Origin of the sequence: Arthrobacter sp. CG_A4, assembly GCF_035985125.1 — a bacterium.
Taxonomy (GTDB): domain Bacteria; phylum Actinomycetota; class Actinomycetes; order Actinomycetales; family Micrococcaceae; genus Arthrobacter.
This window is the reverse complement of sequence record NZ_JAXCID010000016.1, coordinates 58,562-80,369: the sequence shown is the minus strand read 5'-3', so window position 1 is coordinate 80,369 and position 21,808 is coordinate 58,562. Positions and strand designations below refer to the sequence as shown.

18 protein-coding genes are annotated in these 21,808 nt (G+C 67.1%); 11 read left to right on the top strand and 7 right to left on the bottom strand.

Translation table 11 applies throughout. The features are described 5' to 3' along the window. Positions 1-90 precede the first annotated feature (90 nt). From RCH07_RS09015 to RCH07_RS09000, 4 genes are all read left to right on the top strand, one after another. Positions 91-1,344: a thiamine pyrophosphate-dependent dehydrogenase E1 component subunit alpha gene (locus RCH07_RS09015; protein WP_326967128.1), complete on the top strand. Its 1,254-nt coding sequence runs from the start codon at positions 91-93 to the stop codon at positions 1,342-1,344. Further along, positions 1,341-2,321 (top strand): alpha-ketoacid dehydrogenase subunit beta, encoded by a 981-nt coding sequence (locus tag RCH07_RS09010; protein ID WP_326967127.1) that lies wholly within the window; start codon positions 1,341-1,343, stop codon positions 2,319-2,321. Before RCH07_RS09015 ends, RCH07_RS09010 begins: the two co-directional genes overlap by 4 nt. Before the next feature lie 41 nt (positions 2,322-2,362). Then, positions 2,363-3,862: a dihydrolipoamide acetyltransferase family protein gene (locus tag RCH07_RS09005; protein ID WP_326967126.1), complete on the top strand. Its 1,500-nt coding sequence runs from the start codon at positions 2,363-2,365 to the stop codon at positions 3,860-3,862. A gap of 211 nt (positions 3,863-4,073) precedes the next feature. Beyond that, positions 4,074-5,681 (top strand): AMP-binding protein, encoded by a 1,608-nt coding sequence (locus RCH07_RS09000; protein WP_326967125.1) that lies wholly within the window; start codon positions 4,074-4,076, stop codon positions 5,679-5,681. 46 nt (positions 5,682-5,727) lie between these two features. On the opposite strand, the gene RCH07_RS08995 is transcribed toward RCH07_RS09000, so the two are convergent. The 3 genes from RCH07_RS08995 to RCH07_RS08985 all read right to left on the bottom strand — a co-directional run bounded on the left by RCH07_RS08995 (position 5,728) and on the right by RCH07_RS08985 (position 8,225). Further along, positions 5,728-6,159, bottom strand: coding sequence for a universal stress protein (locus RCH07_RS08995; protein WP_326967124.1), 432 nt, complete (start codon positions 6,157-6,159; stop codon positions 5,728-5,730). 53 nt (positions 6,160-6,212) lie between these two features. Next, positions 6,213-7,505: an aminotransferase-like domain-containing protein gene (locus RCH07_RS08990; protein ID WP_326967123.1), complete on the bottom strand. Its 1,293-nt coding sequence runs from the start codon at positions 7,503-7,505 to the stop codon at positions 6,213-6,215. 156 nt (positions 7,506-7,661) lie between these two features. After that, positions 7,662-8,225 (bottom strand): NAD(P)H-dependent oxidoreductase, encoded by a 564-nt coding sequence (locus tag RCH07_RS08985; protein WP_326967122.1) that lies wholly within the window; start codon positions 8,223-8,225, stop codon positions 7,662-7,664. A gap of 126 nt (positions 8,226-8,351) precedes the next feature. Between RCH07_RS08985 and RCH07_RS08980 the strand changes: the two genes are divergently transcribed. The 6 genes from RCH07_RS08980 (at position 8,352) to RCH07_RS08955 (ending at position 16,480) form a co-directional block, all read left to right on the top strand. After that, positions 8,352-8,948, top strand: coding sequence for a TetR/AcrR family transcriptional regulator (locus RCH07_RS08980; protein ID WP_326967121.1), 597 nt, complete (start codon positions 8,352-8,354; stop codon positions 8,946-8,948). Positions 8,949-9,311: 363 nt separating this feature from the next. Beyond that, positions 9,312-10,298, top strand: coding sequence for an ABC transporter permease (locus RCH07_RS08975; RefSeq protein ID WP_326967120.1), 987 nt, complete (start codon positions 9,312-9,314; stop codon positions 10,296-10,298). 2 nt (positions 10,299-10,300) lie between these two features. Further along, on the top strand, positions 10,301-11,317 hold the full coding sequence (locus RCH07_RS08970; RefSeq protein ID WP_326967119.1) for an ABC transporter permease: 1,017 nt from the start codon (positions 10,301-10,303) through the stop codon (positions 11,315-11,317). Beyond that, positions 11,314-13,539 (top strand): ABC transporter ATP-binding protein, encoded by a 2,226-nt coding sequence (locus tag RCH07_RS08965; RefSeq protein WP_326967118.1) that lies wholly within the window; start codon positions 11,314-11,316, stop codon positions 13,537-13,539. Before RCH07_RS08970 ends, RCH07_RS08965 begins: the two co-directional genes overlap by 4 nt. Before the next feature lie 50 nt (positions 13,540-13,589). Beyond that, entirely contained in the window at positions 13,590-15,314 is a 1,725-nt protein-coding gene (locus RCH07_RS08960; protein ID WP_326967117.1) for an ABC transporter family substrate-binding protein, read from the top strand. 110 nt (positions 15,315-15,424) lie between these two features. Continuing rightward, positions 15,425-16,480, top strand: coding sequence for a Gfo/Idh/MocA family protein (locus RCH07_RS08955; protein ID WP_326967116.1), 1,056 nt, complete (start codon positions 15,425-15,427; stop codon positions 16,478-16,480). An 84-nt stretch (positions 16,481-16,564) separates the two neighbouring features. On the opposite strand, the gene ald is transcribed toward RCH07_RS08955, so the two are convergent. Then, positions 16,565-17,683, bottom strand: a complete 1,119-nt coding sequence (ald, locus tag RCH07_RS08950; protein WP_326967115.1) for an alanine dehydrogenase — start codon at positions 17,681-17,683, stop codon at positions 16,565-16,567. A gap of 257 nt (positions 17,684-17,940) precedes the next feature. Between ald and RCH07_RS08945 the strand changes: the two genes are divergently transcribed. Beyond that, on the top strand, positions 17,941-19,161 hold the full coding sequence (locus tag RCH07_RS08945; protein WP_326967114.1) for a PucR family transcriptional regulator: 1,221 nt from the start codon (positions 17,941-17,943) through the stop codon (positions 19,159-19,161). Between the two features lie 6 nt (positions 19,162-19,167). On the opposite strand, the gene RCH07_RS08940 is transcribed toward RCH07_RS08945, so the two are convergent. The 3 genes from RCH07_RS08940 to ptsP form a co-directional block, all read right to left on the bottom strand. Then, on the bottom strand, positions 19,168-19,449 hold the full coding sequence (locus RCH07_RS08940; RefSeq protein ID WP_326967113.1) for a hypothetical protein: 282 nt from the start codon (positions 19,447-19,449) through the stop codon (positions 19,168-19,170). A gap of 74 nt (positions 19,450-19,523) precedes the next feature. After that, positions 19,524-19,946 carry a helix-turn-helix domain-containing protein gene (locus RCH07_RS08935; RefSeq protein WP_326967112.1) on the bottom strand — a complete coding sequence of 141 codons (423 nt, stop codon included), beginning with the start codon at positions 19,944-19,946 and terminating at the stop codon, positions 19,524-19,526. A 42-nt stretch (positions 19,947-19,988) separates the two neighbouring features. Then, positions 19,989-21,674, bottom strand: a complete 1,686-nt coding sequence (gene ptsP / locus RCH07_RS08930; RefSeq protein WP_326967111.1) for a phosphoenolpyruvate--protein phosphotransferase — start codon at positions 21,672-21,674, stop codon at positions 19,989-19,991. Between the last annotated feature and the right edge of the window lie 134 nt (positions 21,675-21,808).

Genomic DNA, 21,808 nt, shown 5'->3' with positions numbered 1-21,808 from the left:
CAAATATATGCCTGATGAGGAATACATTCCTGATCCGGCATGTATCCCAGCGATTGCGGCGCATTCGGATGCGGCAAGCAAGGAGACGGTATGGGCACACATCTGCCCTCTACCGAGTTTGACGGAACCGACATGGATGACCACCTCGAGGCGGAAGCCGAAGCCCAACCGGGCAACTCCGCAGCGCCCATGGTGGAGTTGCTGGGCCCGGACGGAAGGCTGGGTTTCGACCCTGTCTTCTCCGAATACGCCGCACGGCTCAATCCGGAAAAGCTCCGCGGATTCTATGCCGACATGGCCAAGATCCGCCGCTTTGACGTGGAGGCCACCGCCCTCCAGCGGCAGGGGCAGCTGGCGTTGTGGGTCCCCCTGACAGGACAGGAAGCCGCACAGATTGGCTCCGGCCGGGCCAGCCAGCCGCAGGATTACATCTTCCCCACCTACCGCGAGCACGGGGTGGCTCTGACCCGCAACGTTGACCTCGCTGAGCTGCTCCGCCAGTTCCGTGGCGTCTCCAACGGCGGCTGGAATCCCAAGGACACCAACTTCCACCTCTACACCCTGGTGCTCGCGGCCCAGACCCCGCACGCGGTGGGCTACGCCATGGGCATCCAGCGCGACCAGAAGCTCGCGGCCGCCGCCGCGGCCGCGGACGGATCCGTCGGCGGGGCGCCGGAGCCCAAGGCCGCCGTCGTGGTCTATTTCGGTGACGGCGCCAGCTCCGAAGGGGACGTCCACGAATCCATGGTCTTTGCCTCTTCCTACAACGCGCCTGTTGTGTTCTTCTGCCAGAACAACCACTGGGCCATTTCCGTGCCCAGCTCCGTGCAGACCCGCATCCCGCTGGCCAACCGCGCCAAGGGCTACGGCTTCCCCGGCATCAGGGTGGACGGCAATGACGTGATCGCCGTCCACGCCGTCACCGAGTGGGCACTCGATCACGCCCGTGAGGGCAAGGGGCCCGTGCTGATCGAGGCGTTCACCTACCGCGTCGGCGCGCACACTACGGCCGACGATCCCGGCAAATACCGGGAATCCGCGGAGGAGGACCGCTGGCGGGCGAAGGATCCGCTGGAACGCCTGGAAAAGTACCTGCGCGCCGAAGGCATGGCGGACGACGCCTTCTTTGCGCAGGTCAGGGCCGACGGCGACGAGCTCGCCGCCTACGTCCGTATGACGACCCACGAGCTGGAAACCCCGGATATCCGGACCGCCTTCGCCAACACCTATGTGGAGGCCCACCCGCTGGTGGCCGAAGAACTGGCCTGGTTCGAGGAGTACAGCGCCGGCTTCGCCGACGCCGACGAGACAGAGTCAGAGGCAGCGGGGACGGCCAGCCCATGACCACCATGACCATCGCCAAGGCCATCAACGCGGGCCTGCGCGCAACACTGAACAACAACCCGCGCTCCCTGCTCATGGGCGAGGACATCGGGCCGCTGGGCGGGGTGTACCGCGTCACTGACGGCCTCATCGCCGAATTTGGCGCGGACCGCGTGGTGGACACGCCGCTCGCGGAGTCCGGCATCATCGGCACCGCGATCGGCCTGTCCCTGCGCGGCTACCTGCCCATCTGCGAGATCCAGTTCGACGGCTTCGTCTTCCCGGGCTTCAACCAGATCACCACGCAGTTGGCCAAGATGCACTCCCGCAGCAACGGCAACCTGACCGTTCCCGTCGTCATCCGGATCCCCTACGGCGGCGGCATCGGCTCGATCGAGCACCACTCGGAATCCCCCGAGGCGCTGTTCGCCCACACCGCCGGGCTGCGGATCATCACCCCGTCCAACCCGCACGACGCCTACTGGATGATCCAGCAGGCCGTCGACTGCCAGGACCCCGTGATCGTCTTCGAACCCAAGCGCCGCTACTGGCTTAAGGGCGAGGTGGACACGGAATCCCCCGGAACCTCGGCGGACCCCTTCAAGGCCCATGTGCTGCGTGCGGGAACCGACGCCACAGTGGTGGCCTACGGCCCGCTGGTGCCGGTGGCCCTGGCCGCGGCCAACGCCGCCGCGGAGGACGGCCACAGCATCGAGGTGATCGACCTGCGGTCCATCTCGCCGATCGACTTCGACACCGTGACGGCTTCCGTCAAGAAGACGGGCCGGCTGATCGTGGCCCACGAGGCCCCCACCTTCGGCGGCATCGGCGGCGAAATCGCGGCCCGGATCAGCGAGCGGGCCTTCCACTCGCTCGAGGCTCCGGTCATCCGGGTGGGCGGCTTCCACATGCCCTATCCCGTGGCCAAGGTGGAGGAAGACTACCTCCCGGACATCGACCGCATCCTCGAGGCACTCGAACGTGCGCTTTCCTACTGATGCCTTTTGCCAGTGAGGCGCCTTCCACAACCAAGGAAAATATGACTCTCCACAAGTTCAACCTCCCCGACGTGGGCGAAGGGCTGACCGAGGCCGAAATCGTCTCCTGGAAGGTCAAGGCCGGCGACACCGTGGCCATCAACGACGTCCTGTGCGAGATTGAGACCGCGAAATCCCTCGTCGAACTGCCCTCGCCGTTCGCCGGCACGGTCACCGCACTGCTCGTCGCGGAGGGCGTGACGGTCGACGTCGGCACCGCCATCATCAGCGTGTCCGGCGCGGCCGCCCCGGACGCTGCAGCGCCGGTAACCCCCGCGGTTCCGGCCGTTGCCGACCCCGTTGCGGACCCTCCGATGTACGGCAAACTCGAAGAGGATCTGGCCGACGCCGGCGATCCGGATGGGCGCCCGTCCGGCGGTCCACTGGTGGGATCCGGCCCCAAGGCCGACGCTGTAAAGCGCCGCCCGCGGGTTTCCGCGCCGGCCAGGCAGGCCGTTTCGACAAGCTCCGTCTCCGCCGACCCGGTGGAGGGCCATGACACCTGGAGCAGCCCGGAGGCTGTCGCCCAGACCGCACGGCCGGTGCCTGCAGAGGCAGTCGACACCCGGCCCACCTTCGGCGGCGCCATCACCGGCCTCGTCAACCGGGTGCTGGCCAAGCCGCCCGTGCGAAAGATCGCCCGGGACCTCGGCATCGACCTGTCCGATGTGATCCCCACGGGCGCCCGCGGCGAGGTGACCCGCGAGGACCTTGTCAGCTACCAGGCCCAGCGGGACGCCGAAGTGGACCAGGCGGACACCTTCTGGGGCAAGACCGGCCGCCCGCAGGAGCAGCGGATCGAACGGATCCCGGTCAAGGGCGTCCGGAAGGCTACTGCGAAGGCAATGGTCGAGTCTGCCTTCGCGGCCCCGCACGTGAGTATCTTCGTGGACGTCGACGCGAGCCGCACCATGGAGTTCGTCAAGCGGCTCAAGGTTTCCCGCGACTTTGAGGGCATCAAGGTCTCACCGCTGCTGATCCTGGCCAAGGCCGTCATCTGGGCCGCGGCCCGCAACCCCAGCGTCAACGCGACCTGGGTGGACAACCCGGGCGGCAGCGACTCGGCCGAGATCCACGTCAAGCACTTCATGAACCTGGGCATCGCCGCCGCCACACCCCGCGGCCTCATGGTGCCCAACATCAAGAACGCCCAGGACTTATCCCTCAAGGAACTGGCCCTCGCGCTGAACGATTTGGCCACCACAGCCCGCGCCGGCAAGACCCAGCCGGCCCAGATGCAGGGCGGCACACTCACGGTGACCAACATCGGCGCCCTCGGCATCGACACCGGGACGCCGATCATCAACCCCGGCGAGGTGGCCATCGTTGCATTCGGCACCATCAAACAGAAGCCCTGGGTCCTCGACGGCGAAGTCATTCCGCGCTGGATCACCACCCTCGGCGGCTCCTTCGACCACCGGGTGGTGGACGGGGACCTCTCGGCGCGCTTTATGGCCGACGTCGCCGCCATTCTCGAGGAGCCGGCCCTCCTGCTGGATTGAGGCGGCCGGACGTCCCCGCGGCAGCGTTCCCGGCGGCACGGCAGAGGCCGGCTTAGTTGCGCCGGAGGAGAGGAATTGGGCCAGGCGCGGATCCCGATGAGGGGCGGCTGCGCGGGTCGTTTCCGCGCTTTCCTGTCCCGGGCCGCCCGCCGGCACTACAGTGGCACCAGCCGCCGCCAGCCCGGCGGACGCGGATCAAAGGAGATATTGCGTGTTTTCGAGCCCGTTCCCCGACGTGGATATTCCCAACGTCAGCATTTATGAGTACCTTTTTGGCGGCCTCCAGGAGGAGGACCTGGACCGGGTCGCCGTCGTCGACGGCACGAGCGGCGCGGAGACCACCTACCGGACGCTGGTTGCGCAGATCGATGCGCTGGCCGGAGCCGTCGCGGCCCAGGGCCTCGGCGTCCATGGCGTGGCGGCGATCCTGTGCCCCAACGTCCCGGCTTTCACCGTCGTCTTCCACGGCCTGCTGCGGGCCGGCGCGACGGTGACCACCGTCAACTCGCTCTACACGGCTGATGAGATTGCTCTCCAGCTCGCCGACGCCGGCGCGCAGTGGCTGTTCACGGTCTCCGCCCTGCTCCCCGGCGCCCGGGAAGCGGCCGCTCAGGCCGGGATCCCGGACGATCGGCTCGTGGTGCTCGACGGCGCCGAAGGCCACCCTTCGCTGCGGGACCTGCTCACCGCGGGCGCGCCGGCCCCCGACGTCAGCTTCGATCCGGCCACGCATGTCGCCGTGCTGCCGTATTCCTCCGGGACCACCGGGCGGCCGAAGGGCGTTATGCTCAGCCACCGGAACCTGATCGCCAACGCGGAGCAGTCCAGCGGCCTCCTCAACGTCGCCCCCGAAGACCGGCTGCTGGCGCTGCTGCCGTTCTTCCACATCTACGGCCTGACGGTCCTGCTGAACCTGGCCCTGCGACGGCGGGCCTGCCTGGTCACCATGCCGAGGTTCGACCTCGCCGAGTTCCTGCGGATCATCCAGGACCAGAAGTGCAGCTACCTCTTCATTGCCCCACCCGTGGCCGTCGCACTGTCCAAACACCCGCTCGTGGCGGACTACGACCTCAGCTCGGTCCACACCACCCTTTCCGGTGCGGCGCCGCTCGACGGGGAACTGGGAACCAGCCTCGCCAGGCGCCTGGGCTGCCGGGTACTGCAGGGCTACGGCATGACCGAGATGAGCCCCGTTTCCCACCTCATCCCGGTGGACGCCACGGACGTGCCCGTCAGCTCGGTGGGCTACACGGTGCCGAACATGGAGTGCCGCCTGCTGGATCCGGCCACCGGGGAGGAGATCGAGGTCCCCGCCGGAGGCACCAGCGCCCCGGGCCACCTGCTCTGCCGCGGGCCGAATGTGATGCTCGGCTACCTGAACCGGCCGGGGGAAACGGCGGACACCCTCGACGCCGACGGCTTCCTGCGCACCGGCGACATCGCCACGGTGCGGGCCGACGGCGTCGTCACGATCGTGGACAGGCTCAAGGAGCTGATCAAATACAAGGGCTATCAGATCGCCCCCGCCGAGCTCGAGGCGCTGCTGCTGACGCACCCCGGCATTGCCGACGCCGCCGTGATCGGGACACTCGACGCCGACGGCCAGGAAGTGCCGATGGCGTTTGTGGTACGCCAGCCCGGTGACGACGGCGGGCGGCTCGACGAGAGGGCGGTGATGGACTTCGTCGCGGCGAAGGTGGCGCCGTTCAAGAAGATCCGCCGGGTGGAGTTCATCGATGCCGTGCCGAAGTCATCCTCCGGCAAGATCCTGCGGCGGGTACTGAAGGCGGACCCGGCTGCCGCCGGCGGGAAAGCTTAGCCGGCAGCCCAGCCGCTATGGCCCTGCGCCGATCGCCGGTGTTGTTTTACTCGGCAATGTCGGTCTTGGCGATGTAGACGTCGCAGGGAGCGTTGTGGGCCACGCTGTTCGCAACGCTCCCCAGGACCCGGCCCAGGCCCCTCATCCGCCGGTTGCCGACCACAATCAGTTGCGCGCCGGCGCGTCCCGCCTCGCTGATCAGGGCTTCGGCGGGCTTTCCCCTGGCGGCGGCGTACGTAACATTGATGTCCTGCGTCCGGAGGCTGTTGGCGACGCTCTTGGCCACCTTCTCCGCCTCGCCGGCATCGGAGACGATCCACTTGTCGCTGCCGCTGCCGAAGACTTCGGTCCGGTCGCTGTCGAAGGCGCTGACCACGTGCAGGGTAGCCCCGAGCGAGACCGCCAGGTCCCGCGCGGTCTGCGCAGCCTTCAGGGCAGTTTCACTGCCATCGACGCCAACAACAATAATTCCGGTCATAAAATGCTCCTTGAGGTCAACGATCGTCTTCGGCCATGCGCCAATGCTTCAGGCTACAACGCTGCGATGGCTTCCCGCAGGACCGGCGCCAGCCTGCGGACACCCTCACGGATGGATTCCGGCGGGACTGCGCTGAAGGCCAGCCGGATTTTGTTGGACGGTTCATCCGAATGCGTAAATGCCGCACCGGGAATGAATACGACGCCGGCGTCGATCGCCTTCCGCAGCAGCGGATAGGTATCCACACCGTCCGGCAGGGTCACCCAGACGAAGAAGCCACCCTCGGGGCGGGTCCAGCTCAGGCCCGCTGGCATGTACTCCTCCAGCGCCGCGAGCATCGCGTCGCAGCGTTCCTTGTAAAGCCCCCGGTACGTTTCGATCTGGCCGCGCCAGTCGTAGTCGCGCAGGTAGGCGGAGACCAGCATCTGGTTGAGGGTCGGGGGGCACAGCGTGACGGCCTCCGAAGCCAGGTAGTACCGGCGCTGGAGGTGTGCGGGGACCAGCGCCCAGCCGATCCGCAGGCCGGGCGCGAAGATCTTGGAGAAGGACCCCATGTAGATGACATCGTCCGGGTTAGCGGCCCGGAGCGGGGTCAGCGGCTTCCCGTCGAAGCGCAGCAGACCATAAGGATTGTCCTCCAGCACCAGGATATTCGCCTTACGGCATATATCGACCACCTGCTGCCGCCGCTCCTGCGACAGGGTGATGCCTGAGGGATTGTTAAAGCTGGGGATCGTGTAGAGGAACTTGACGTTCTTGCCGGCGGACTGCAGGGCGGCGATCTCGGCTTCGAGCAGTTCCGGGACGATGCCATCGCCATCCATCGGAACCGTGGCGACCTGCACCTGGTAGGCCTCGAAGGTGTTGAGCGCGCCGACATAGGTAGGGTCCTCCACAAGGACCACGTCGCCGGGGTTGCAGAACACCTTGGTGGCGACGTCCTGAGCGGACTGCGAGCCCGCGGTAATCACCACGTTCTCCGGGTTGGCGTCGAGGATTCCCTCCGCGGCCATAACCTCGCAGATCTGGGTCCGGAGTTCTTGCGTGCCCTGGCCGCCGCCGTACTGCAGGGCGGTCATTCCCTGCTCCGCGATGATCTTTGCGGCGGTCTGGCCAAGCCGCTCCAGCGGGAGGGACTGGAGGTAGGGGCTGCCGCCAGCCAACGAGACGAGGCCGGGGCGCATCGAGATGTCAAAGACATCGCGGACTGCCGATTGCTTGATATTTGCTGCGCGCTCCGAGAAGAGATCCTCGTGGCGGTGGGCGGACGTAGCCGCGCGTTCGATTGCGTCAATTGCCTCGGCCGGAAGGACTGCTGCGGCGGCATCAAGTGTTTCGTGGGTCACAGGTCCAAGACTACAGCCCGTGTTGTCTTGGGGGCAACGGTTGTTCACAAAAGCTCGGTCCGCCACGTCACGCCGCGGCCGGCCGGGCACAACACAACGTCCCCGGCAGCGGGAAGGCTGCCGGGGACGTCGATGGTGACGCGGGAATCAAGCCGGCTACGCGGCGGCGGCCGTCCGGAACCCGGCGAGTGCGTCGAAGACGCCCTTGATCTGTTCGACTACTTCGGCGTCGTCTTTCGGGTGGACTTCGGCGAAGCGGACCAGGGAGCCGGGGATGGCCAGCTTGACGTCCTCGATAACCCGGGCGCCGGCGATGCCCGCAGCCTTGCGGGCCTCATCCTGGGCCCAGACACCGCCGAACTGGCCGAAGGCGGTGCCGACGACGGCGGTCGGCTTGCCGTTCAGGGCGCCGGCGCCGTAGGGGCGGGACAGCCAGTCGATGGCGTTCTTGAGGGCGGCCGGGACGGTGCCGTTGTGCTCCGGGGTCACCAGGAGCAGGGTGTCGGCGTCGTTTGCGGCGGCGCGCAGGGCGGCGGCGGCGGACGGGACCTGGCCCTCGACGTCGATGTCCTCGTTGTAGAACGGGATGTTGCCGAGGCTCTCGTGGATGATGACCTCCACCTGCTCCGGCGCGTTCAGCCGGATGGCCTCGGCCAGCTGCAGGTTGGTGGAACCGGCGCGGAGGCTGCCGACGAGGGTGAGGATGGTGTTCCTGGACATGCGAACTCCTAGCTGTCGCGCCGCGGACGGTCCTGCGGCTGGCGGATCGTGGAGGCCCGGGTCGGCCTTCACTGGTCTAAACGGACTGCGGTCCGTTTATATTTCCCGGGGCATACACTGTGCGGAGTGAGCTATATTCCAATTCGTACGGGCGCCGAGCCCGAGCGCCGGGATGCCGCCCGGAACCGCGAGGTGCTGCTTCGGTCCGCCCGCGAGCTGATCGGGGAATGTGGGGCGGACGGACTGACCATGGCCGCGCTGGCCCAGCGCGCGGGCGTGGGCAAGGGGACGGTGTTCAGGAGGTTCGGCAGCCGGGCCGGGCTCATGATGACCCTGCTCAGCGACGCCGAGGCCGAATTCCAGGGGCGGTTCATGTTTGGACCGCCGCCAATGGGTCCCGGCGCCGAGCCGCTGGAGCGGTTGATTGCCAGCGGCGTGGAACGCATCGCCTGGGTGCTGGAGTTCGGGGAGCTGGCCCGGGCTGCCGACGCGGCGGCGCACAACAGGTTCGATGTCCCCGCAGCGGTGCTCTGGCACCGGCATCTGGAGATGCTGCTGCGAAACGCCGGCGTGACGGCGGATCCCTGGCTCATGGCCACCTCGCTGAGCGCCACGCTTGAACCCGAACGCCTCCTGCACGCCGTCCGCGTGCACCGGATTTCTCCGGCGCGCCTCACAGCTTCCTGGTGTGAGCTCGTCTCGTGCGTAGTGCGCGCCGCCTAGCTGGGTCGGGACTTCCGGCGGGGCCACGGTGGCTACAATCCCGGAACTATTCATAACGATCTGACAGCTGACTTTCAGAATGCCGGGCCCGGGGGCATCCGGCGGCAGCGTCAATGTGATAGTTTCCTCTGGAATGTGACCCGCAACATAGTCCACCCGGACTCGCCGAAAGGCCTGCGGGCGGCCAGACACCCGCTGGCCCTGATCCCCGATCGGCAGCGGCAACCCCCTGCGTGTGAGGGGGACTACGGAAGGATCGAGTTGTGAATCTTGTCATGAATCCGGCGCGCAGGCGGGCTGATCCGGCCCGCCAGACGGTGTCCGGAACCGCACAGGCCACGGCGATCCAGACTTAGGCGTCCCGTGCTCCGATACCTCGCCAAACGCGCCATCACCTATGTCTTCATGATTTTCCTGACCACCACCGCCGGGTATTTTCTGGCCGTCAACACCCTTAAGCCCGCGCTGCTGGAGCAGGAACGGATTCCGCGGCCCACCCCCGAGCAGGTGGCCAACTCCTTCCGGCTCAAGGGCCTGGATCCGGATCTCAGCCCGTGGGAGCGTTACGTCGAGTGGATCACGGCGATCCTCACCCGCTGGGACTGGGGACGCAGCCCCAACGGCGCATTCGTCAACGCCGAGTTTGGCGACCGGGTCTGGATCTCAACCCGGCTGTTCCTGGCCTCCATCATTCTGACCCTGATCATCGGCGTCGCCCTGGGCGTCTACACCGCCGCCCGGCAATACAAAGCCTCGGACCGGGTCATCACCTCCTACAGCTACCTCGTATACATCGTGCCTGCGCCGATCGCCTACTTCCTGGTGCAGCTCGGTGCCATCAATATCAACGAGACGGTGGGCGAACGCATCTTCTTCGTCACCGGTATTTCCACGCCGGGGCTGGAGGGGGACGGCTGGGTGCAGTTCGTCGACATGCTGGCGCACTACGCGGTGCCGACTTTCGCGATCACGATCGTGGGCTGGGGCGCCTACCAGATCGCCCAGCGGCAATACCTTCTGGACAACGTCAACGCCGACTTTGTCCGGACCGCGCGGGCCAAGGGCCTCACCCGGAACCAGGCCATCAGCCGGCATGCCCTGCGGGTGTCCTTCATTCCGGTGGCGCAAAGCATCGCCTTCACCATTCCGGCGATCTTCGCAGGCGGCTTTTTCGCCGAGAAGATCTTCGCCTGGCACGGCGTCGGCTCCTGGAGTATCGACGCGATCGCCCTGCAGGACGTCAACGCCGCGACGGCGACCCTCGCCTACGGCTCCGTGATCTTCGCGATCGGCGCCATCCTCGCGGACTTCGCCACCACGCTTGTCGACCCCAGAGTGCGGGTGCAGTAACCATGACCAACCTGAATGCCATCGATCCGGTGGCCGTCGCCGAAGAGGCCAAGCTCGAGAACAGCGATGTGGTGATCGGCAAGACCACAATCATCCTGCGGCGCTTCCTGCGCAACAGGACGGCCGTCGCGGGCCTGGTTATCTTCCTGGCCCTGACCCTCTTCTCCTTTGTGGGCGGCTTCTTCAGCAGCTGGGACAAGGAGACAATCGACCCCTTCAACATTGGTATGCCGCCGTCGGCCGAGCACCTGCTGGGTACCTCCCAGGCCGGCATCGACCTCTATGCCCTGACCGTGGAGGGCACTAGGATCTCGATCCTGATCGGCCTCGTCGTCGGCCTCGTCTCGGTGCTGATCGCCGCCGTCTACGGCTGCACCATGGCCTACTTCGGCGGCAAGGTTGACAAGGTCATGCTGTTCATCCTTGAAGCCCTGATCATGATGCCGGCCCTGCTGGTGGTCGCCGTGGCCACAAGTGGCGGCGGTAACGGCCTGCAGCAGACCCTGCCCAGCTGGCTCCTGCTGATCATCGTCCTGCTGGTCTTCAGCTGGATGGGCACAGCCCGCCTCATCCGCTCGCTCTCCATGTCCCTCATGTCGCGTGACTTCGTCAAGGCGGCCCAATACATGGGAATCCCGCCGCGGCGCATCGTCTGGCGGCACCTCGTCCCCAACATCGGCTCGCTTCTGGTGCTGGACATCACCCGCGGCATTACCGGCGCGATCCTGGCCGAGGTGGCATTCTCCTTCATCGGCATCGGCATCAAGGTCCCGGACGTCAGCCTGGGCGTGCTGATCGGCCAGGCCACCTCCCAGGTCTCCACCTTCCCCTGGATGTTCTGGGTCCCGCTGGCCGTCATGTTCCTGCTGACGGGATCGCTAGCCATGATGAATGACGGTCTGCGGGACGCGTTCGACCCCAGCTCCAGTTCTGTAGGCCGCGCCAAGAGCGGCCGCGCCAATTCGGGCCGCGCCAATTCGGGCACAACGCAGAAGACCGCAAAGAAGATGACCCCATGAGCCAAGAAATCACCGCCGGCACCGAATCCGCCGGCCTCTCCGCCGGCAGCTCCACTGTTGAGCGCCTGCACGTGGCCGGGCTGCACGCCGCAGTTGATGCCCCGGCGGGCGCCGTGCTCTCGGTCCGGGACCTGAACGTCCGCTTCAACACCGAAAACGGTGTGGTGCACGCCGTGCGCGGCATCGACTTCGATCTCCGGGCCGGCAAGACCCTCGGCATCGTGGGCGAATCCGGCTCAGGCAAATCCGTCACGTCCATGGCCATCATGGGCCTGCTGCCCCCGACGGCGGAGGTCACCGGTTCGGTCCGGCTCTTGGGCAGCGAACTGCTGGGCCTCAGCGACAAGGCCATGTGCCGGTACCGCGGAAACGACATCGCCATGGTGTTCCAGGACCCGCTCTCCTCCCTGACTCCGGTCTACACGGTGGGCAACCAGATCATCGAGGCGCTGACGGTCCACAACCCGAACATGAGCAAACTGGCCAAGGAGGCGCGCGCCGTCGAACTTCTCGGCATGGTGGGCATTCCCAGCCCGAAGGACCGGCTCAAGGCTTTCCCGCACGAGTTCTCCGGCGGCATGCGCCAGCGCGTGATGATCGCCATCGCGATCGCCAACAACCCGCGCGTACTCATCGCGGATGAGCCGACCACGGCGCTCGACGTCACCATCCAGGCGCAGGTCCTCGAGGTGCTGCACACCGCGCAGGAGGAGACCGGCGCCGCCGTCGTGATGATCACCCATGACCTCGGTGTGGTGGCGGGGCTGGCCGACGACATCATGGTGATGTATGCCGGCAAACCGGTGGAAACGGGCACCGTGGATGACATCTACTACAACCCGCGGATGCCGTACACGATGGGCCTGCTCGGTGCCGTGCCGCGCGTTGACGTGGCCGAGAAGTCCTCGCTGGTGCCGATCGAGGGCATCCCGCCGAACCTGGTCCATACCCCCACGGGGTGCTCCTTCGCGCCGCGCTGCCCGCTGGTCAGCGATTCGTGCCTGGCGGGTGAGCCGGAGCTGTGGCCGGTCACGGGCAGCGGGGATCACAAGGCCGCCTGCATCAAGACTGATTCGCTCGCCACCGAGGTGGACGTCCATGAGCTCTTCAAGGCTCCGCCTGTGCCGGTGTCACGCTTCGATGCCATCCCGCGTGAGGAGCGCAGGGCCGTGCTGGAGCTCAAAGACGTCAAGAAGCACTTCCCGTTGATGAAAGGTGCCCTGATCAAGCGCCGGATCGGCACCGTCAAGGCGGTGGACGGGCTCAGCTTCGACATCCGGGAGGGCGAGTGCTTCTCGATCGTGGGTGAGTCCGGCTGCGGTAAGACCACCACGTTGCTGGAGATCATGGAGTTCCACAAGGACCAGGACGGCGAAGTGGTCATCGGCGGCCTGAGCAACAAGGAAGCCGCGGACGCCAGGACCAAGAGCGCCATGCGCAAGGAACTCCAGATGGTGTTCCAGGACCCCACCGGCGCGCTGGACCCCCGCTTCACCGTCTTCGAGGTGCTGTCCGAGCCGCTGGAAAACGCGGGGATGGCCAAGCCCGAGATCCGGAAGCGGATCATGGAACTGATGAAGCTCGTTGGCCTGCAGCCGGACCACGTCAACCGTTTCCCCAACCAGTTCTCCGGCGGCCAGCGCCAGCGCATCGGCATTGCCCGCGCCCTTGCCGTGAACCCCAAGCTGGTGGTCCTCGACGAGCCGGTGTCCGCCCTGGACGTGTCCGTGCAGGCCGGTGTTATTAACCTGCTGGACCAGCTCCGCGCCGAGCTTGGGCTGAGCTACCTGATGGTGGCCCACGACCTGTCCGTCGTGCGCCACATCTCCAACCGCGTGGCCGTGATGTACCTGGGAAAGATCGTGGAAATCGGAGCCGTCGACGCCGTCTTCGACAACCCGCGGCACCCCTATACCCGCGCGTTGCTTTCGGCCATTCCCGTGCCGGACCCGCAGCTGGAGCGCACCCGTGAACGCATCATCCTGCAAGGCGATCTGCCCTCGCCGCTCGAAGCACCCAAGGGCTGTAACTTCGCCACCCGCTGCCCGGTGTTTGCCGCCCTTCCCCCCGTCAAACAGGAGAAGTGCCTGACGCTGGAGCCCGGCCTGGAAATGGCGGCGGCTCCCGCTTCCGCGCCGGCCCGCACAGACCAGCACTTTGCCTGTTTCTATCCCGACGGCGAACTGGACGCGGACATGCTCGTTGTCCACGAAACCAGCTGACAGCCCGAATCTTACGCAACACACCACGCACGAAAAATGAAGGGGAACACATGAAGAATCTCACCAAGATCGGCGGAGCGGCAGTCGTAGCGGCGGCCCTCACGCTGACCGCCTGCGGCGGCGGCACCGCTGCGAAGGGCCCGGATGCCGGCAAGGGCCAGGACGCGGGAAGCGATGTGGCCAAGCTCGTCAGCATCAACGCCAAGGATGCCAAGGACCTTCAGCAGGGCGGCACCGTCACCCTGCCGCTGGGCAACATCGGACCGGACTTCAACGGTTTCTCCAACAACGGCAACAGCGCAGACAACTCGGCCCTGATGGTGCCCATGAACCCTGCTGCCGTTAACAGCGGCGGCATGGGTGGTTGCTGGAAGATTGACTTCGACGGGAAAGCTACGCCGAACAAGGATTTCTGCGAAGACGTCAAGAGTGAGCTCAAGGACGGCAAGCAGACCATCACCATCAAGGTGAACGAGAAGGCCAGCTACAACGACGGAACCCCCATCGATGTCAAGACCTTCGAAAACACCTGGAATATGCTCAAGGGTGAAAACAAGGATATCGATGTGGTCTCCTCCGGCGCGTACGAGTTCGTGGAGTCGGTCAAGGCCGGTGCCAGCGCCAAGGAAGTTGTGGTCACCACTACCCAGCCGGTTTACCCGCTGGACGCCTTGTTTTTTGGCCTGGTCCACCCTGCCGTGAACACCCCGGCGATCTTCAACGAAGGCTTCACCGGTGACATGCACCCGGAGTGGATGGCCGGCCCGTTCAAGCTGGACAAGTACGACGCTGCCGCGAAGACGGTCACCCTCGCCCCGAACGACAAGTGGTGGGGCGCCAAGCCGGTCCTGGAAAAGGTGGTCTTCCGCCAGCTTGAGCTCAGCGCCCAGATCGCAGCGTTCAAGAACGGTGAAATCGATGGTGTGTCCGCCAACACCATCGCGCTCTACAAGCAGCTTGACGGCACCAAAAACTCCGAGGTCCGCCGCGGCCAGCGCCTCTTCGCCGGCGGCCTGAACCTGAACGCCCAGAAGGCGCCGATGACCGACGTCGCGATCCGCAAGGCGGTTTTCGCCGCCGTCGACCGCGAGGCGCTGCGTAAGGTCCGTTTCAACGGCCTGAACTGGGAGGAGCCCAGCTCCGGATCGATGATGCTGCTGCCGTTCTCCAAGGACTACCAGGACAACTACCCCGTCAAGGAAACCGGCCCCGAGGCCGCCAAGAAGGTCCTGGCCGACGCCGGCTACACGGCCAACGCCGCCGGCATCATGGAGAAGGACGGCGTTCCCGCCGCCTTCAAGATCAGCAACTTCGGTGACGACCCCACCACCCTGGCCTTCACGCAGACCCTGCAGAACCAGCTCAAGGCCGGCGGCATGGATGTCGGGATCGACCAGCGTGCCTCCGCCGACTTCGGCAAGGTTCTTGGCAGCCGCGACTTCTTTATGAGCGTCTCCGGCTACACCGTGGGCGCGGACGCCACCGACGCTGTCAAGCAGTTCTACGATTCCAAGACGAACGAGAACGAACTGGGCGACGCCGAACTGGACGCCGACATCAAAAAGCTCTCCAGCATCGCCGACAACGCCGAGCGCAACAAGGCAGCCATGGACGTTGAAAAGAAGCACATGGCGAAGTACTTCTCCATGGGTGTTGTGATGAACGGCCCGCAGATCTCCTTCGTGCGCACCGGCCTGGCCAACTACGGCCCGTCCCTGTTCAAGAGCCTGTCCCAGGTTCCGGACTGGACCACCCTCGGCTGGGAAAAGAAGTAACTCCCCGCTAAGTCACCCGGCCCCGCAGCGACGGCCGGCGCCCCCTGGATTGTCCGGGCGGGTGCCGGCCGTCGCCATCTGGCCGGCGGCCGCCGGGGTAGCGTGGAGCCATGCAAGCAGACTCCACCCGGCCCATCCGCGCCGCCGTCGCCGGGTACGGCCTCTCCGGCAGTGTCTTCCATGCCCCGCTGCTCGCGGCCAACCCTGCATTTTCCCTCGACGTCATTTCCACGTCCGACGCCGGCCGGCAGTCCGCGGCGTCCGCCCGCTACCCGGGGGCCCGGCTTGTGGACACCCCCGCAGACATCCTCGGCCTCGCCGGCGACCTGGACGTGCTGGTGCTCGGGACCCCGCCGGCCACCCACTATCCGCTCGCGAAAGCGGCGCTGGAAGCCGGACTCGACGTCGTCGTCGACAAGCCCTTCACGGTGCGCAGCGCCGAAGGGGAGAAGCTGATCGGCCTCGCTGCGGGGCTGGGCCGGGTCCTCACCGTATTCCAGAACCGGCGCTGGGACGGCGACTTCCTGACCGTTAGCGCCCTGGTGGACAGCGGCGCGCTGGGCACCATAACCCGGTTCGAATCGCGCTTCGAACGCTGGTCCCCCGCGGTCGCCAAGGCCTGGAAGGCAGCCGCAGCGGCGGACGACGGCGGCGGGGTGCTGTTCGACCTCGGCACCCACCTGCTGGACCAGGCAGTGCAGCTGTTCGGTCCCGCCACGGTCACGCACGCGGAACTGGAGGCACGGCGGCCGGGGGAGAAGGCCGACGACGACGTGTTCCTCGCCCTGCGGCACGAATCCGGGGTTACGAGCCACCTGTGGATGAACATGCTCTGCGCCCAGCAGGGTCCGCGCTTCCGGCTCCTGGGCAGCGGTGGCGGCTTCACCAAGCACGGCATCGACCCGCAGGAGCCTTTCATCGTGGCCGGCGGCAGCCCGCTGGACCCTGACTACGGCGTCGAGGATCCGGATTGGGCCGGGCTGCTGGGCCGGGACGGGCACCTGGACCGGCTGCCCACCGAGCGCGGCGCGTACCCGGAGTTTTACCGGATCCTGGCGGACAAGATCAACGACGGCGGCGCGGCCTCGGCGCTGCCACTGCCGGTGGACCCGGCGGGACCGGTGGAGGTCCTGCGGCTGATGGAGCGGGCGCGGGCGCTGGCTTAAGGCCTTAAAAAACAATCGACTGCTCCCCATCCGCCGTTTTGAGGGTCCAAAAGGGCGGATAAGGAGCAGTCGATGCGGTGCTGCTTATGCGGAGACGAGCTCGTGCCAGTCGGCGACGAGAGGCAGGTGGTGCGCCTCGGAGACCGAGCGGTGCGCCACCTTGCCACCGGCGATGTTCAGGCCTGCGGCGAGGGCGGCGTCGCGGTCAAACGCGGCCTTGACGCCCAGGTTGGCCAGCGACACCGCGTAACGCAGGGTGACGTTGGTCAGTGCGTAGGTGGAGGTGTTCGGAACGGCGCCCGGCATGTTGGCGACGCAGTAGAAGATGGTGTTGTGTACCTTGTACGTCGGTTCCTGGTGCGTGGTGGGGTGCGTGTCCTCGAAGCAGCCGCCCTGGTCCACCGCGATGTCCACCAGCACGGAGCCGGGCTTCATCCGGGAGACGAGCTCGTTGGTGACCAACTTCGGGGCCTTGGCGCCCGGGATCAGCACGGAGCCGATCACGAGGTCGGCGTCGACCACGGACTTCTCGATCTCGTAGGCGTTGGAAGCAACGGTCTTCAGGCGGCCCTGGTACTGGGCATCGAGTTCGCGCAGGCGGTTGATGTTGATGTCCAGGATGGTGACGTCGGCGCCGAGGCCCAGGGCCATGGCGGCGGCGTTGGTGCCGGCGACGCCGGCGCCCAGGACAACCACCTTTGCCGGGCGGACCCCCGGGACCCCGCCGAGCAGCACACCCTTGCCGCCGGCCGGAGCCATCAGCGAGGTGGCGCCCACCTGGACGGACAAGCGGCCGGCAACCTCGGACATCGGGGCCAGCAGCGGCAGCGTGCGGCCTTCCTGGACGGTCTCGTAGGCGATGGCGGTGACGCCGGTGTTGATGAGTTGCTGCGTCAGTTCCGGCTCGGCGGCCAGGTGCAGGTAGGTGAAGAGGATCAGGTCCTTGCGGAAACGGTGGTACTCGGCCTTGACCGGCTCCTTGACCTTCATGACCATGTCGGCGCGGGCCCAGACGTCGTCGGCGTCGGCGACAATCTCGGCGCCGGCGATGGCGTATTCCTCGTCCGTGATGCCCGAGCCGAGGCCCGCGCCGCGCTCCACCAGGACCGAGTGGCCGTGGGTGCGGAACTCGTGGACGCCGGCAGCCGTGATGGCGACGCGGAATTCGTTGTTCTTGATCTCTTTGGGGACACCGATGATCATTTTTGGGCTCCAGTGGTGGCGGCCTCGCGGGCCTGGGTGTTTACGGGGAAGTCGTAGTTCCAGAATAAATCCCGTTGTGAGGCAGGCGACAGGCTACGCCGCCCGGTCCGGACAGCTTTCCGCGGAATGGCGCGGTTCCTGAAATCCTGCACTCGACATTTGTCGAAGTGGCAAGCGTCAGGTGTCGCCTGCTGTCCGCCGGCCTCGCGGCGTCGTGGCTTTCGCAGCGGGACCCCGCCGGGCAGTAGTCTGGCAGCATGGCGCAGCAGGAGGTGGAGCAGCTCGTGGAGCAGGTGGCGCTGAAGCTTGGCCGCGGTCTGTCGCTGGAGGACCTCGACGGCCTCCTGCTCGCTTACAGCTCCAACCAGTCCCACGCCGACCGGGTCCGGGTGAACTTCCTGCTCAGCAAACGCGTGGCCGTGGACGTCAGTGCCTGGCAGCTCTCGCACGGGATCGCGACGGCGGTCCGGCCCGTCGTCGTGCCAGCGAACGAGGAGCTGGGCATGCTGGGCCGCGTCTGCGTGCCCCTGCTGGTGCGCGGTTTCCGGGTGGGCTACCTGTGGGTCCAGCTGGACGCCGGGGAGCCAAACGCGACGTCGGTCCTCGCCCAGCTGCCCGGGGTCGGCCGCGAAATGGAACAGCTCTCCGCCCTGCTGCTGGACTCCAATACCGCAGAGTCCGAATTCCGGCGCCGGCGCGAGCAGGAGTTCCTGGCCGCCTGCAAGGGCGAGTCCAACGCCTCCGCGGCCGTGGCCGGCTGGAAGGAAGTGCAGGGCCGCGGGCCCTGGCAGCTTGTGACCGTGCTGGATGCCGACGGCTGGGCAGAAGCGGCGGACCCGATCGCCTCCACCCTGATCCACCGTTCCGCCGCGCTGCAGGCCACCATCGGGGTGGACGCGGCCCTGTTCAGCGCCGGCACCGAAACCCACGCCGTTGTGCTGTTCCGGGAGTCCACCGGCCGGGCGGACCACGCCCAGGTGCTGGTGCACTACCAGCTGGAACTGGCCAAGCGCTCCGGACGCCCCGTGCGCCGCATCATTCTCGGGACTTCCGAGGGATTCGCCAAGCCCCGCGAGATGGCGGATGCCTACCGGCAGTCCCGGCAGGCTGCCCAGGCCGCGGCGGTGGATCCCCAGCTGGGCGAACTCGTGGACTGCCGGGCCACGGGCCCCTACCAGCTGCTGGCCTCCGCCGGCGGCGGGGCGGGGGCCTGGGCGGACGCGGGCTCGGTGTACTTCCGGATACTGGAGGACCACGACCGGAACCATGAGCTGCTGCCCGTGCTGGAGCTGTTCTACGACAATGACGGCTCGGTCCAGGATGTGGCGGACAAGCTGCACCTGCACCGGAGCAGCATCTACAACCGGCTGGGCCGGATCCGCCAGCTCATTGGCGTGGATCCGCTCAAGGGGATGGCCCGGCTGGAGCTCCATGCGGCGCTCAAGGCGCGGCGCTGGGCCGGCCGGCCAAGGATCTAGAGTGCTCTAGCCGCCGTGGCCGTCGCGATTGAGCCGCTCGACGTCCAAGGGAAGGTCCGGTGCGGGGCGGGCAGGGTCATCACGCGCTGCCTCCTGCGCCGATTCCCGCGCCTTTTCCTTCCTGCGGAGAGAGATCCGGCTGTCCGTCCACATGGCGACGGCGACAAACGCGACACAGCTGGACATAAAAGCGGCCGTATTGTTCAGCCCCATCACGGTTCCGAGGATGCCCGTGAGCACCATGGCGGCAATGCCGGCCACGATGTGCCACCCTCTGAACTTACCCACCGTCCAAGCGTAACCCCGGCCTTCTCCGCGTTTCCGCGCAGAACCGGGATCGTTGCTTGATCCTTATCACGCGGTCACGAAGCGTCCGCCGCTCCGTCATTTCCGGCGGCGGGAGCACCGTCGGCTGTGCTGCTCTTCTTCTGGCTTTCGATCCACGCCATGATGTGGGCCAGCCGGATGCGGCGGTGTGTGCCGCGGTATTCCACCGGAATTTCGCCCCGGTCCGTCATGTTCCGCAGGTAGGTGTGCGAGATGCCCGCAAGCTCCGCAGCTTTCGAGGTGGTCAGCATGTCCTCGACGCTGCCGACGGTGACGGACTCGCCGCGGCTGAACCTGCCCAGCAGGTCGACGACGGCGTCCCTCGCCGCCGGCGGAAGCCGGTGCACGGTGCCGTCCACAAACACCGTGATGTCGTCGCCGCCGCTGAGGGCGTACGTGAGTTTCTGCGCATCCTCGGCCGGAAGTCCGGCCGTCACCCGGGGAGCAATCAGTGTCATGGTGGCATCCTAGCGCCCCGGGCAGGGCCTGACATCCTGCTGCTACAGGCCGAGCTCGTCCAGGACCGGCAGCTTCTCCCGCACCCGGGCCCGCGCCGCGGCGGCGCTTGGCGCGGATAGTGCCAGCTGGGCCAGCGCCTGCGCCTCGGCCAGCGTGACCGTCTTCAGCACGGCGGACACGGCCGCGAGGGAACGTGCCGTCATGGAGAGGGTGGAGACGCCGAGCCCGGTGAGGACGACGGCGAGGGCCGGGTCCGCGGCGGCCTCACCGCAGACGCCCACCGGCTTGTTGTGGCCCTCCGCGGCGGAGCCTTCGACCGTGAGGCTGACGAGCCGGAGCACGGCGGGCTGCCAGGGGGTGTTCAGCGCCGCGAGCGGGCCGAGCTGGCGGTCCGCGGCCATGGCGTACTGGGTGAGGTCGTTGGTGCCCAGGCTGGCGAAGGCCACCTCCCGGAGGATGGCCTCGGCCGTGAGCGCAGCGGAGGGGACCTCCACCATAACACCGGGGGTTTTGATCCCCGCCTCCGTGCACAGCGTGGCGAAGCGGGCGGCTTCCTCCGCCGTCGAAATCATTGGCGCCATCACCCAGACGTCGGCCGCGGATCCGCGTTCGGCCCGTGCTATGGCCTGCAGCTGGCGTTCCAGGACGCCGGGCGTGGTGAAGTCGGTCCGGTAGCCGCGGACGCCGAGCGCCGGGTTGGGCTCGGTGGCGTCGGTCAGGAACGGCAGCGGCTTGTCCGCGCCGGCGTCGAGCGTCCGCAGAACCACTTTCTTGCCGGGGAAGGCGTCGAAAACACCCTTGTAGGCGGCGGCCTGTTCATCCACGGTGGGCTCGGTGTCCCGTTCCAGGAAGCAAAACTCGGTCCGGAACAGCCCCACGCCCTGGGCGTTGAGCCTGGCGGCGGCCACGGCGTCCTTGGCGCCCCCAACGTTGGCGAGGAGCGGGACAAGGTGGCCGTCCGCCGTCGTACCTGTGCCGTCAAAGTCCGCCAGCAGCGAGGCGGTGGCGGCCCAATGCTCGGCGGCGGTGCGCTGGGACTCGTCCGGATCCACCGTGATGAGGCCGGCGGCTCCGTCCACGTAGACTTCGGTGCCGTCCGCGAGCCGGTCGACGCCTGTGGCGGCAACGACGGCGGGTAGGCCCAGCGAGCGGGCAATGATCGCTGTGTGGGATTGGGGCCCGCCGCCGGCGGTGAGGAGGGCCAGGACCTTCTCCGGGTCCAGGGTGGCCGTGTCCGCGGGGGCCAGGTCCTCGGCGATGAGGATGAAGGGGGTCGCGGAAGTGGGGATCCCGGGGGCGGGCACGCCGCGCAGTTCCGCCACGATCCGGGCGCGGACGTCCAGGACATCGGTGGCACGCGCGGCCATGTAGCCGCCAAGGTTGTGCAGCATCTCCGAGACGGAGGCGCCGGCTTCCCAGATGGCGCGCTGGCCGGAGGTGCCGCGCGCGATCAGCTTGGCGGCGCTCTTCAGCAGCATGGTGTCCGTGGCCATGAGGGCCGTGGCTTCCAGCACGGCTTTCCCGTCGCCGCTGACCGTCCCGGCCCGGGCTTTGAGCTGGTCGTGGACGGCCTTCGCGGCGGTTTTCAGCGCCGCTGTTTCTTCCTCAGCCGTGACGCCGGCCGGCAGTTGTTCGCCGGCGGGGGGTGCGCTGATCGGTTTGGGCATCTGGCGGATGGTGCCGATGACGCGGCCGGGGCTGATGCCGACGCCTGGGAAGTTCTGCATTGAAAGTCCTCATTTTCTGCCGTGGGCCAGAAAGCCGGTTCGGGTGCCGCTGCTGAGCTGTTTAGCTCGATCCGGAAAGGCGGCTGGCAGTTGCGTCAACCGCCGGGGCGCGGTACCTAAAAAAATTGTAGGTG

Bases quoted from the DNA above. Each gene is read 5' to 3' on its own strand.
- RCH07_RS09015 (WP_326967128.1), top strand. From the start codon at position 91: ATGGGCACACATCTGCCCTCTACCGAGTTTGACGGAACCGACATGGAT.
- RCH07_RS09010 (WP_326967127.1), top strand. From the start codon at position 1,341: ATGACCACCATGACCATCGCCAAGGCCATCAACGCGGGCCTGCGCGCA.
- RCH07_RS09005 (WP_326967126.1), top strand. From the start codon at position 2,363: ATGACTCTCCACAAGTTCAACCTCCCCGACGTGGGCGAAGGGCTGACC.
- RCH07_RS08995 (WP_326967124.1), bottom strand. From the start codon at position 6,159: ATGACCGGAATTATTGTTGTTGGCGTCGATGGCAGTGAAACTGCCCTG.
- RCH07_RS08985 (WP_326967122.1), bottom strand. From the start codon at position 8,225: ATGTCCAGGAACACCATCCTCACCCTCGTCGGCAGCCTCCGCGCCGGT.
- RCH07_RS08970 (WP_326967119.1), top strand. From the start codon at position 10,301: ATGACCAACCTGAATGCCATCGATCCGGTGGCCGTCGCCGAAGAGGCC.
- RCH07_RS08965 (WP_326967118.1), top strand. From the start codon at position 11,314: ATGAGCCAAGAAATCACCGCCGGCACCGAATCCGCCGGCCTCTCCGCC.
- RCH07_RS08960 (WP_326967117.1), top strand. From the start codon at position 13,590: ATGAAGAATCTCACCAAGATCGGCGGAGCGGCAGTCGTAGCGGCGGCC.
- RCH07_RS08955 (WP_326967116.1), top strand. From the start codon at position 15,425: ATGCAAGCAGACTCCACCCGGCCCATCCGCGCCGCCGTCGCCGGGTAC.
- ald (WP_326967115.1), bottom strand. From the start codon at position 17,683: ATGATCATCGGTGTCCCCAAAGAGATCAAGAACAACGAATTCCGCGTC.
- RCH07_RS08945 (WP_326967114.1), top strand. From the start codon at position 17,941: ATGGCGCAGCAGGAGGTGGAGCAGCTCGTGGAGCAGGTGGCGCTGAAG.
- RCH07_RS08935 (WP_326967112.1), bottom strand. From the start codon at position 19,946: ATGACACTGATTGCTCCCCGGGTGACGGCCGGACTTCCGGCCGAGGAT.
- ptsP (WP_326967111.1), bottom strand. From the start codon at position 21,674: ATGCAGAACTTCCCAGGCGTCGGCATCAGCCCCGGCCGCGTCATCGGC.